The organism is Gilliamella apicola (assembly GCF_003202915.1).
Taxonomy (GTDB): Bacteria; Pseudomonadota; Gammaproteobacteria; order Enterobacterales; family Orbaceae; genus Gilliamella; species Gilliamella apicola_Q.
The window spans coordinates 39,758-52,641 of sequence record NZ_QGLP01000003.1 but is presented as its reverse complement, the minus strand read 5'-3'; the positions used below and the strand labels follow the sequence as shown (position 1 = coordinate 52,641).

Sequence of the window (12,884 nt, the reverse complement as noted above, 5' to 3'; positions counted from 1 at the left end):
TAATTATACCTAAAAATAATAATAAACCTAATGCTAATCAATGTTGAACCATGTTAAATAAAGACCCTTAAATATTCAGTTAAACATAAAATCGCCATGGATTGACCATATGGCATCGATGTTAACGGAATATTTTTATAATATTCTAAATTGCTGCCCATTGCCGTTCCAAATGAAACATTTAAGAGCGTTCCTTTATCGTCAATATTTGTCATTACGCCTTTAATTGCTTTTTCTGCCATTAATGCATAATCTGACGAGATATAACGTTTTCTTATTGATTTTAAAATACCATAGGCAAAGCCCGCGGTTGCCGATGTTTCTAAGTAAGAATCGGGATCATCTATAATGGTGTGCCATAATCCACTTTGATCTTGATATTTATCAAGCGCTTCTATTTGCGCATTGAGTACTTCAATAAGTAATTTTCTAAAAGGATCATGTTGATCAAGATCAAGTAATTCAATAAATTCGGGAATGACGATTGTCAACCAACTATTTCCCCTTGCCCATCTTGCTTTAGCAAAATTGTGGTTACCTTCAAATGTCCATCCATGAAACCAAAGCCCGGTTTGGCGATCCATTAAATATTGGATATGAATGAGTATTTGATAAATTGCTTCTTGTATATATTCTGGCTTATTAAGTAATTTACCAATCTTGGCGATAGGTAATACACTCATCATGAGAGTATCATCCCAAAGTTGTTGGTGATTTTCATTGTTATAAACGATGTGTTGTAAACCACCAAATTTGGTTCTTGGCATTTCATACATTACCCAATCAGCCCAGCGTTCCAAATAAGGTAGGAAAACCGGATTTTTAGTTTCTTCATACCGATAAGCTAAAGTTAAAAGAGGGCAAACGGTATTAACATTTTTGGTTGGTGTCCCTTCTGATAAACGCTGTATAAACCAATTGTCTATAATGTCGAGAGTCGATTTATCACCGGTTTGTTGATAAAATTGATACATACCATAAAGTCCAATTCCATGAGTCCATTCCCAACCATTCCAACCCTTGGTATCAATTACGCGTCCATCATCTAATCGTAGTAGAAATTCACCTGTTTCATCTTTAATATTAATGAGATTATTAACAATTTTGTGAATCAGTTGTTTCAATTCAGAATGCGAAATTATATATTCTGGCTTGCAAAGTAATTTGCTATGTTTTACAGGAAATATCTGCATTTTTTACCTCTACTAATCATTAAAAACGAATTTATTTATTTTTTATAACCTATATTATTATTTCCCCAAAGTTGGGAAACCGGCATGCCTGTTAACATTTCAACAACAGGTTTACCTTCATCACTAATTCGTTTTTCAGAACTAGAGCCAATACCTTTTATGTTATTAATTTCATTGATTAGAATTTTGTGAGTGGTTAAATTTAATTTAAATTTTAATGAAATTAAAAATCCTAATGAGAGAACAAAGATTGTTCCAATCACTAATAAAAATAAGATGGTTAGTGAAACTTGTTCAGGTTGTTGATTTTGACCACTAACAAAACCAGACCATTGTAAACACACACCAATCAACATTACCGCACCAGCTTGCGAAGCTTTACGTGTGAAGGTCATTACGCCAGCAAAAATACCTTCGCGACGTTTGCCAGTAATAATTTCATCAACATCGGAAATATAGGTATAGATATTCCAAGGAACGTAATTGATACCGCCTCGACCTAGGCCTGTAATTGCTGAGATAGTAACGAGTAAGGTATGAACGTGACTTAAGTTGTAATACCAAATGACACCATACGAAAGGCAGCTTATACCGAAGATTGTGACGACAGCCCGGTATGCTGGCGCAGGACCATATTTGATGCATAATGGCATCATGCATAATACAGCAACGAATTGTGTGATAGACATTGTTCCAATTAGCATTGAAGCCACGGTTGGTTCTTGTAATAGAACGAAAATTACATAATAGGTAAATACCGCATTAAAAACATCCTGAGCAATATATCCGCCCAGATACATACCTAAATGCTGTCTAAAGATTTTTATTTTGAACGTGGATAATAATTCGATGACTAAATGGCGGATACTTTCTTTAAATGGTAATGAAGCAGCCAGTTGTTCGGCAAGTAATGCTTCTTTTGATTTAAGCTCATTCGGTCTTTCCCAGGTAAATAGGTATACCATGCAAAGAGCAAATGAACATAAGATTGAGAACACCAAACTGGCATAAAAAAATGATATTGCGTTATCTTTACCAAAATAGTTGAGTAAAATTCCAGGTAAGAATCCTGCTAATATTGCCGACAATTGTGCCATTGAAATTCTAGCACCAGAGAATTTCGTTTTTTGTTTAAAATCATCGGTCATTTCAGGGACTAAGGTTTCGTAAGGAACAAGCACCATAGTGTATACCATGTCGAAGAAAAGATAGGTGATTAAGTAGTAGAGATAATTCATACCGGGCGCCCACATTACGCTATAGCTAAATATGAGGGGAATACCAAGCAATATGAAGAATTTACGACGACCAAAACGTTTTCCTAATCGAGTTCGACCAAAGTTATCGGTTAAATAACCCATTAATGGACTAATCACCGCATCGAGAACCCTTGCGGCCGCGAAAATAAATGTGGCTTCAATTGGCGTTAGTCCACAAAAATTGGTATAAAAATACAATAACCATACAGCCGTCAATGCTGTTGTACCGGCACCTAAAAAATCACCCGCGCCATAGGCTAAGTAATTTTTTAATCCTATCACTCTCTTTTTCATATTTTCCCCACTCATTTTTCCTTATTCCAAAAGATAAATAACTTTTTTAATTACTGTGACTAGTCTATGGTGGGAGCTTGTCTTAAACTTTAATATACCTGCCAACTTTCCATAAAAATGGCAAAATTTTGAAAGTCGATGTGATTTTGTTCACATATATTTTATTTTTATAAAATAAATCCTACTTTCAAAAAAAATTTATGAAACAATGATTCAAATTTCAACCTTTATTGTGAGTTTTTATGATGCATGTCCCAAAAATAGCCATTTTGTTAGCTGAAGGTTTTGAAGAGGCCGAAGCAATTATTATTTATGACGCACTTTGCCGAGTGAAAATAGATGTCGATCTATTAGCCTGCCAAGATGATATTAAGGTAAAAAGCTATCATGGTATTGAGATGAGAGCTCATGCGTTACTTAAGAATAAACTAAGCACACTTTACGATGCGGTGATTTTACCAGGCGGACCTGATGGCACGGTTAATTTAGGTAATAATGCCAATGTGATTGATTTCATTAAACGCCACGATAAAGAAAATAAGTGGATTTGCCCAATATGCTCAGCTGCAGCAAAAGTTTTAAGTAAGAATAATTTATTAAATGGTCGGAAATATGTCTGCTCTGGTGATTTATATAAAAACGTATCAGATGGTATTTTTGTTGATCAGGATGTTGTCTGTGATGCCAATCTTTTTAGTGGTAAAGGATTAGGAATGGCATTTAAATTTGCTTTCACACTTGCAGAATTATTGAAATTAGATAAAGATGAGATTCGCTTTCAAGCCGATCATATTTATATCAATTACTGAACCACTGATAATTCATAACGTTATTGGAATATTTTTATTTATATCGACAAGATCCTAAATATCTAATCAACGGTAAAACTTATCAGATTAATAGTTTTTTTTGACTTTAATCAAATATTCAAAGTGCTATATTAAGCTTAAATAGTTTAGGACAATAAGGTCCCAATCCATTAGGAGGATTTAAAAATGATTACAGGTATCCAAATTACTAAAGCTGACAACCAAGCACTACTTAACTCATTTTGGTTATTAGATGATTCAACAAAAGAAGCTCGTTGCGTCGCTGCTAAATCAGTTTATAAAGAAGATCAAATTGTACCAACCGCAGAACTTGGTCAAATCGAATATCGTGAAATTCCATTAGATGTTGCACCAACAATTAAAGTTGAAGGTGGTCAACATTTAAATGTAAACGTACTTCGTCGTGAAACTTTAGAAGATGCAGTACAACATCCAGAAAAATATCCACAATTAACTATTCGTGTTTCTGGTTATGCGGTACGTTTTAACTCACTAACAGCTGAACAACAACGCGACGTTATTGCTCGTACTTTTACAACTAAAATGTAATTTACATATTTTAAATATTTACGTAGTATAAGTCAGATTAACCCAGTAATTATACTGGGTTAATTTTTTTAATGGCGATAATTTTGTTCTATTCTTTCTATTTCTTCTTTTTATCTTTCACTTTCGGTTATTTTCAGCGCGTTATTTAATTGTCCTTCAATTCAACGGAATTTTAAATTAAAAAGCTTATCTACTGGCAATATTACATTTAATTATTTCTCTAAATTTCTGGTTCATAAATATAATTTTTTAATATCCCTCTTACCGACAATTTCCAATATGATTCACTTATTCAATTCACATTTTTACAATTATAGCGACATTTTTAAAATTTATAGCCTAATCAAAACAGCCCACACATGATGGTCTGTTACTTTATTCCGCCCGTTTTTTACCAACGAAAATATATGCCATGATGAAAGAGGAGCAAATTGATATTAATACGCCCAATATTGCGAAAATAAAGTAAGGACCAATATAAGCAGGTAAACTAAAGATACTCGATAGAATATAGCCATATAACCTTACCCCAAATAATGCAATGAAGGCGGAGGCAATCGCACTACCGACAGTTGCAGCGATAAAAGCTTTTTTATACTTAGTTAATACTCCGAATAGTGCTGGTTCAGTGATACCTAATAATGCGGATACCGCGGCAGAAACAATCACCGTTTTTTCTTGTTTATTTTTCGCCTTAAAATACATAGCAGCAGTCGCTCCGGCAATTGCCATATTCGCCATAAACATCATCGGCATCAACATATCATAGCCTAATTCAGCAAAATTTTGCAGCGCTATAGGGGTCATCGCATGATGCATCCCAGTTAAAATAGCGACTGGTCGAATCGCGCCAACAATAGCACCAGCAAACACAGCAGAAACATCAAATAATGAATGGATAAACAGTGCTAATAATTTGCCTAAATAGATACCTATAGGACCAATTACGGTAAGAGCCAATAAACCAGCAATAAATAAAGTAACCGTTGGTGTGAAAACTGTTTTTAGTACATTAGGCATAATTTTATCAACAAATCGATAGATATAACTTAATGCCAGAACCGAGAAGATAATAGGAATAACACTACCAGCATAGTTAAAAATCGATATTGGTATCATATCCAAAAAATAATAAAAACTGGCAGCATCAGGATTAGTTACTAACAATTTTGCCGCATCAATTAAAGTTGGATACATCAAACACGCGGCGATAGCTGCGGCTAGATACTCATTAGTTTTAAATATTTTTGCTGCCGAAACCGCCAAAAAGAACGGTAAAAAGTAAAACACACCACTGGCGATTAAATCAATAATAATAACGGTATCACTGGTTTTAGGAACCACTTTTAACGCAATGAGACCCGCAAGTAACCCTTTAATCATCCCTGCTCCAGCAATTGCCGGTACGATAGGACCAAAAACACCAGAGACCGTGTCCATAAACAAAGAAACAATGCCTTTATGTTGTTTAGTTGATTGTTTAGCTTGATCATTTACTGGTGTTTGTAATCCTATTTCATCAGCCAGAATGTCAAAATAAGCTTTAACTTGAGTACCTACTACAATTTGGCATTGATCACTTTGAAATTGAGCTGCAATTACCCCAGAAATTTGTCTAATTTCTTCCCAATTGACCTTGGTTTGATCTACTAAATCAAATCGTAAGCGTGTCATACAATGCCAAGCATTTTTAATGTTTTCCTTACCGCCAATATTAGCAATAATTTTTTGAATACTTTCTTGTTTACTCATTAGAACCTCAATCGTCCTTAGAATTGGTTTATCTAAAATAATAGAAACTTTAAATTACCAATACAAGAATGAAAAATTTGATCTAGATCACAAAAAAAGCGGTTTTGACACTGAAATTTACTTTATTTTCCAATTGGTATGCTTTTTCTCAACAATTTTTATTTAAATTTGAACCAATAATTTTTCACCAATATTTTGCGCTTTACAGATGTGAAAAATATCGGTAATTATATAAAAAGAAAAAGTTTTAAAGAGGATACTAACCCTATGTTACCAACCCATATTACTGACATTGAATGTATCATTAGCAAACCAGATAGACATAATCTTGTTAGCGTAATTATTTATACGGATAAAGAGGTAATCGGTTATGGCTGTGCAACTTTTCAACAGCGACCATTAGCCGTAAAAACCATTGTCGATGAATATTTAAAACCATTGCTCATTGGCCGAGATGCCAATCATATTGAAGATATTTGGCAGATGTTAATGGTTAATGCTTACTGGCGTAATGGACCAATTATTAATAATGCTATTGCTGGAATTGATATGGCATTGTGGGATATTAAAGCTAAACTAGCGAATATGCCTCTTTATCAATTATTTGGTGGTAAATCAAAAGATGCGATAGAAGTGTATACCCATGCAACCGGTGAAACACTGTCAGAACTTTTTAAACAAGTTGACCAATGTATCAGCCAAGGTTATCGCCACATTCGTTGTCAATTAGGATTTTATGGTGGCAAACCAGATGAATTGCATAGTCCACAACAGTCAAGTTGTGGGGCTTACTTTGATCAAGATCAGTATATGCAAAATACTTTAGAGATGTTTAAAAAGTTACGAGAAAAGTATGGCTATAAAATCCATTTTTTGCATGATGTACATGAAAGATTATTTCCTAATCAAGCCGTCGCTTTTGCAAAACAAGTTGAACAATATCAGCCCTATTTTATTGAGGATATTTTACCGCCTAATCAAAACCAATGGTTGGATCAAATTCGTAGCCAAACTTCAGTTGCTTTGGCAACCGGTGAACTATTCAATAATCCATTAGAGTGGCAAGATCTGATTATTCAACGTAAAATTGATTTTATTCGTTGTCATGTTTCACAAATTGGCGGAATCACACCTGCTTTAAAATTAGCCGCATTTTGCCAACCATTTGGGGTAAGAGTTGCCTGGCATTGTCCACCAGATATGACACCAATTGCTGCAGCGGTAAATACTCATCTAAATATTCATTTGCATAATGCGGCAATTCAAGAATATATTCCTTATTCGACAAATACACAGGCAGTATTTCCAGGCATTGTTGCCGCCAAGCAAGGCTATTTATATCCAATCGAGCAAGTAGGTATTGGTGTTACACTTAATAAAGCTGAGGCAAGTAAATATCCTGTGGTTTATCGACCACATGAATGGACTCAAAGCCGTTTACCTAATGGGGTCATACATACGCCATAAATCAGGTTTAATGAAAGTTTTTTAAACTAGTTGACACCAAGTTGATGGGTAAATTTACTTTTTATCATCAACTAATCTTAATTCAAAATTAGGTTTATTAAATGGTGTGATATAGGTACAAGTATAGTGAATATCAATAATTTCACTAATGGCATAAATTGCACCATTATTTAAAAAACACCGATTGATAATTTTCATTGCAGGCATGCCTTTTTTGCATTTGAGTAATTCTGATTCCTGACGATTAATGGCAACAGCTTGATATTGCGTCAAATAATGGGATATTTCATAACCTTTACTTAATACATATTGTTGGATAGAGCTTTCAATGTTTTTTTGTTTTAGATCTGGAAAATATCGACAAGGTAACTTAGAAATCTCAATTTGGGTACCACGACCATCAACAAAACGAATACGATGAAACTCCCAAATATAATCATCGTCAATTAGATTAAAGGTCTGTTTCTCTTCTAACTGTGCATGTCTTTTACGAAATAAAATAAGTTTAGAGTTAATTTGATCGTAATGTTTTTCCGTCAGCGAATTATAAATTAATGGATTATTTTTAGCTTGTTGATTAATAAAAGCACCCGAACCTTTTTGAACCGAAATAATACCGATTTGCAGCAATTTTTCTAGTGCTTTACGTATTGTATGACGAGAGACGCCATAACTTTCTGCAAGCTCTCGTTCGGCAGGCAATTTTTGATTAGCAAAACTTAATTGCTGATAAATTCGCCCTAAAAGATCTTGAGCAATAAAATCTTTTTTCTTTATCTTCACAAGCTATTACCTTATAACTCACTCACCACAGAACAACAATATAATGTTACTGCTCATGCCTTTACGACTAAAATGTAAGTTTATACTTTTAATTAAATTTAATACAAAAAAGGATAATATTAAATATTATCCTTTTTTACATAACAGTAATAACTTTTTATATGGTTAAATAAATTTATATTACTAACTATGATTAATAGGCAGTTATGCTACTAGTTTTTCATTAGTTTAATACTTTTAGTAATTCAGATATATCAGCTCGTTCCATATAATTAGCATTAACATAAGCAAACTGAATCTTTTTATCCTGCCCAATTAAATAAGTTGCTGGTATTGGCAATGTATAACTATCATCATCATTAAAATCGAATAAATTAGCGCCTAAACTTTTATATAATTCTCGCATTTTTTCAGGTAATGTGAATACTAAACCAAATTGGTTAGCTATGTTGTTTTTAATATCTGATAGTATCGTTATCGACATCGATTTTTCTTTTTTTAACTGTCCACTAATTGAAGATTTCTGCGGTGAAATAGCAATGAAATGTGCATTTTTTTGCATCAATTTTAAGTTATTTTGAAAATGCTCCAATTCTTTTACACAAAACGGACACCAACTACCTCGAAAGAAACTAATGATTACCGGTTGAGTTTCCAGTAATTGGTATAAATTGATTTCTTCATTTTCAGTTGAGATTAATGAAAAGTCAGGTGCAATATCGCCACATCGTAAAGCATGACTTTCTAGTTTTTCACTTAGCATATCAGCTAGTGAGTTATCTAACATATTTAGTACATCGGGTGGTAATTGTGCTAATAGATCTTGTCTTAATATTTTTAAATCTTCAATTACTTTCATTTAATAATTTCCTTTTTTGATACATTTTCATGAATTTGGCTTAGTACTTTTCTGAATATAGCAACATCACTATCAGATAAGTTATTAGTGATTTTTTCGATCCAAACACTGTGTTCGTTTAACGTTTCCGTTAATAAATCCATTCCTGTTGAGGTTAGACAAATGATTGAAATTCTTTTGTCATTTTCATCATTTCTCTTTGACACTAGCCCATCATTAATTAAAGAGCTGACAAGCGTGGTTGTCGAAGCTTTAGTTATTCCTAATAATTTGGCAATTTCTTGCAAAGATAATTCTTGATATTCTTTCAGTAAAACTAAAATAATTAATCGACTTTCTGAAAGATGATATTTATCAAGACGTTTAGCACACTCTATATCGATCAGATTAGCAACAGATAATAATGTAAAGCATGTTCTAATCTTTTCTAAATCAACCGTATTTTGTTTTTTCAAAATATTGCAAAAAGATAAATAGCGATTTTCGAGCTGCATGTATTATCCTCCAAATTAGTTAGCCCCCTTACTAATTAGATATATTAAATACTATATGACTTAATGTCAAATTATGAATATTTAATAATAAAGGAAAAATTCAAGTTAACTGAAATGAAAAATATTAAGATATCAATAAGATAAAAAAAATCGAGCCTTAATCATAAGGCTCGATTGTATTATTAACGATTTATGTTATCCAAAAAACTTCTTCACTTTATCAAAGAAGCTTTTTTCTTTTGGACTATGTTTTGCATTTTTATCGGCTTTAAAACTGTCACCCAACTCTTTGAGTAACTCTTTTTGTTTGCCAGTTAAGTTTACTGGAGTTTCAACCACGACATGGCAATATAAATCACCTACTGTGCTACCACGTAATGATTTAATACCTTTTCCACGTAATCTAAACATTCTACCGGTTTGCGTTTCTGCTGGTATGGTTAAACTAACTTTACCATTTAGGGTTGGTACTTCAACTTCACCACCAAGGGATGCTAATACAATGTTAATTGGAATTTCACAATGTAAATTAGTACCATCTCGCTCAAAAATTGCATGTGGTTTTACTTGTACCTGAACATATAAATCACCCGCTGGTGCGCCATTTAGTCCTGCTTCCCCCTCACCTGAAAGTCGAATACGGTTTCCTGTATCAACCCCAGCTGGAATAGTAACGGATAACGTTTTCGTTTTTTGAATTCGTCCTTCACCACGACATTTTTTACATGGGTTTTTAACGATTTTTCCACGACCGTGACAGGTTGGACACTCTTGCTGTACCGCAAAAAAGCCTTGCCGCATTTGGACAACACCAGCACCATGACAAGTGTCACAGGTTACCACATCAGATGATTTTTCAGTCCCTTGTCCATGACATACATCACAAGTTACCCAGGTTGGTACTTTGATCTCTTTACTTACACCACTTGCTGCTTCTTCTAGCGTTAAGGAGATATTGTATTGTAAGTCATTGCCTCGTGACGCTGTTTGCCCTCGTCCTCGACCACCGCCAAAGAAATCACTGAAGATATCATCAAATGCCGAACCACCACCAAAGCCGCCAAAACCACCGAATCCTCCTGCACCAGCACCACCGTGCCCTTGTTCAAAAGCAGCGTGGCCATACTGATCATAAGCAGCTTTCTTTTGCGGATCGGTTAAGATTTCATAAGCTTCTTTGACTTCTTTAAATTTTGCTTCAGCTTCTGCTTTATTATCCTGATTTTTATCCGGATGATATTTCATGGCTAGGCGTTTGTAGGCTTTTTTTATCTCAGTTTCAGTGGCACTTTTACTTACGCCTAATGTTTCGTAATAATCTTTCTTCGCCATAATTAACCTTTACTTTAATCATTATATAAACAACTAAACGGGCTTGAGTTACCTCGCGCCCGTTTGATGTTTTACATGTTTAAAACTCGTTGCAATAACTCATTAAAAAACATATTAGTTAATGCTTATTTTTTCTCGTCATCAACTTCTTTGAAGTCGGCATCCACTACATCATCTTGCCCTGCAGAACTTCCGCTATTTGCTTGACCTGCAGATTGATCAGCCTGAGCTTGTTGCTGTGCTAACTCAAGTAATTTTTTTGACGCTTCCATTAATGCATTAATTTTAGCTTCGATCTCTGCTTTATCTTCACCGCGGGCAGCATTTTCTAAATCACTTACCGCGCTTTCGATAGCGTTTTTGTCATCAGCTGATAATTGATCGCCAGCTTCAGTCACTTGTTTACGAGTTGAGTGAACAAGGTGATCCGCTTGGTTACGAATTTGTGCTAATTCTTCAAACTTACGGTCAGCATCAGCATTTGCTTCTGCATCATTTACCATTTTTTGGATCTCTTCTTCACTTAATCCTGAAGAAGCTTTAATGGTAATGTTTTGCTCACGGCCAGTATTTTTATCTTTTGCTGATACATGTAAAATACCATCAGCATCGATATCAAAGGTTACTTCGATTTGTGGCATACCACGTGGTGCAGCTTGAATACCATCAAGGTTAAATTGACCTAATGATTTGTTGTCACTTGCACGTTTACGTTCACCTTGTAATACATGGATAGTTACAGCTGATTGATTATCTTCAGCAGTTGAGAATACTTGACTATGTTTTGTTGGGATAGTCGTGTTTTTCTCAATCAAGGTAGTCATTACACCACCCATTGTTTCAATACCTAATGATAATGGTGTTACGTCAAGTAATAATACGTCTTTAACATCACCACCTAATACACCACCTTGAACCGCAGCACCAACTGCAACTGCTTCGTCAGGGTTAACGTCTTTACGTGGCTCTTTGCCAAAGAAGTCAGCAACGGCTTTTTGTACCATTGGCATACGTGTTTGACCACCAACTAAGATGACATCTTTAATATCAGAAACAGAAAGACCTGCATCTTTTAATGCTGTTTTAACTGGCTCCATTGAACGTTTAACTAAATCTTCAACTAATGATTCAAGTTTTGCGCGAGTCACTTTGATATTTAAGTGTTTAGGTCCTGTTGCATCAGCAGTGATATAAGGTAAGTTAATATCAGTTTGTTGAGCTGATGATAATTCGATTTTCGCTTTTTCAGCCGCTTCTTTTAAACGTTGCATAGCAAGTGGATCATTTTTAAGATCGAAACCTTGTTCACGTTTAAACTCATCAACTAAGTAGTTAATTAAGCGTGAGTCAAAGTCTTCACCACCTAAGTGAGTATCACCATTAGTTGCTAATACTTCAAATGTTTTTTCACCGTCAACATCATCAATTTCGATAATTGAAATATCGAAAGTACCACCACCAAGGTCATATACTGCGATAGTGCGGTTACCCACATCTTTATCTAGACCATAAGCAAGCGCAGCTGCTGTTGGTTCGTTGATGATACGTTTTACATCTAAACCAGCAATACGACCAGCATCTTTGGTTGCTTGACGTTGTGCGTCATTAAAGTAAGCTGGAACAGTAATAACTGCTTCAGTAACCGGTTCACCAAGATAATCTTCTGCGGTTTTTTTCATTTTCTTTAAAACTTCAGCAGAAATTTGTGGTGGTGCAATTTTTTGACCTTTAACATCAACCCAAGCATCGCCATTATCTGCTTTAACAATTTTATATGGCATAATACCAACATCACGTTGTACTTCAGCGTCTTCATAACGACGACCGATTAAACGTTTAATTGCAAATAATGTATTTTGTGGATTTGTTACTGCCTGACGTTTAGCTGGTTGACCAACTAGAATTTCGCCATCTTGTGTGTAAGCAATAATCGATGGGGTTGTGCGATCACCCTCGGCATTTTCTAATACTTTTGCTTGGCCGTTATCCATTACTGCAACACATGAATTTGTTGTACCTAAGTCGATACCAATAATTTTACCCATAATCGTTTCTCCTCAAACCTGTATTTT

The 12,884-nt window shown here is 34.6% G+C and carries 11 protein-coding genes; 3 read left to right on the top strand and 8 right to left on the bottom strand.

The genetic code is table 11. The annotated features are described in order from the left end of the window. Positions 1-53: 53 nt before the first annotated feature. Together bglB and DKK79_RS00400 are read right to left on the bottom strand one after the other, a co-directional pair. Positions 54-1,193 carry a beta-galactosidase BglB gene (gene bglB / locus DKK79_RS00405; RefSeq protein WP_110422407.1) on the bottom strand — a complete coding sequence of 380 codons (1,140 nt, stop codon included), beginning with the start codon at positions 1,191-1,193 and terminating at the stop codon, positions 54-56. Positions 1,194-1,228: 35 nt separating this feature from the next. Then, positions 1,229-2,746, bottom strand: coding sequence for an MFS transporter (locus DKK79_RS00400; RefSeq protein WP_110422547.1), 1,518 nt, complete (start codon positions 2,744-2,746; stop codon positions 1,229-1,231). A gap of 242 nt (positions 2,747-2,988) precedes the next feature. Here DKK79_RS00400 and DKK79_RS00395 point away from each other — a divergent pair, with 242 nt between their 5' ends. Beyond that, the gene (locus tag DKK79_RS00395; protein ID WP_220018951.1) at positions 2,989-3,555 is read left to right on the top strand and encodes a DJ-1/PfpI family protein; all 567 of its coding nucleotides are present in this window, start codon (positions 2,989-2,991) and stop codon (positions 3,553-3,555) included. Between the two features lie 186 nt (positions 3,556-3,741). Continuing rightward, the gene (gene grcA, locus DKK79_RS00390; protein ID WP_034883287.1) at positions 3,742-4,125 is read left to right on the top strand and encodes an autonomous glycyl radical cofactor GrcA; all 384 of its coding nucleotides are present in this window, start codon (positions 3,742-3,744) and stop codon (positions 4,123-4,125) included. A gap of 375 nt (positions 4,126-4,500) precedes the next feature. Here the strand turns inward: grcA and DKK79_RS00385 are convergent, their stop codons facing one another. Further along, on the bottom strand, positions 4,501-5,877 hold the full coding sequence (locus DKK79_RS00385; RefSeq protein ID WP_110422406.1) for a PTS transporter subunit EIIC: 1,377 nt from the start codon (positions 5,875-5,877) through the stop codon (positions 4,501-4,503). 267 nt (positions 5,878-6,144) lie between these two features. On the opposite strand from DKK79_RS00385, the gene DKK79_RS00380 reads away from it, so the two are divergent. Further along, on the top strand, positions 6,145-7,344 hold the full coding sequence (locus DKK79_RS00380; RefSeq protein ID WP_110422405.1) for an enolase C-terminal domain-like protein: 1,200 nt from the start codon (positions 6,145-6,147) through the stop codon (positions 7,342-7,344). 54 nt (positions 7,345-7,398) lie between these two features. Here DKK79_RS00380 and DKK79_RS00375 read toward each other — a convergent pair whose 3' ends face one another. The 5 genes from DKK79_RS00375 to dnaK form a co-directional block, all read right to left on the bottom strand. Next, a complete protein-coding gene (locus DKK79_RS00375; RefSeq protein WP_110422545.1) occupies positions 7,399-8,121 on the bottom strand; it encodes a GntR family transcriptional regulator in 723 nt (240 codons plus the stop codon). A 229-nt stretch (positions 8,122-8,350) separates the two neighbouring features. After that, complete coding sequence (locus DKK79_RS00370) at positions 8,351-8,986, bottom strand: peroxiredoxin-like family protein (protein ID WP_110422404.1); 636 nt, start codon at positions 8,984-8,986, stop codon at positions 8,351-8,353. Further along, the gene (locus tag DKK79_RS00365; protein ID WP_110422403.1) at positions 8,983-9,480 is read right to left on the bottom strand and encodes a MarR family winged helix-turn-helix transcriptional regulator; all 498 of its coding nucleotides are present in this window, start codon (positions 9,478-9,480) and stop codon (positions 8,983-8,985) included. The genes DKK79_RS00370 and DKK79_RS00365 overlap by 4 nt, the downstream gene beginning before the upstream one ends. A 195-nt stretch (positions 9,481-9,675) precedes the next feature. Beyond that, positions 9,676-10,812, bottom strand: coding sequence for a molecular chaperone DnaJ (gene dnaJ / locus DKK79_RS00360; RefSeq protein WP_110422402.1), 1,137 nt, complete (start codon positions 10,810-10,812; stop codon positions 9,676-9,678). A gap of 125 nt (positions 10,813-10,937) precedes the next feature. Next, positions 10,938-12,857 (bottom strand): molecular chaperone DnaK, encoded by a 1,920-nt coding sequence (dnaK, locus tag DKK79_RS00355; protein WP_110422401.1) that lies wholly within the window; start codon positions 12,855-12,857, stop codon positions 10,938-10,940. Between the last annotated feature and the right edge of the window lie 27 nt (positions 12,858-12,884).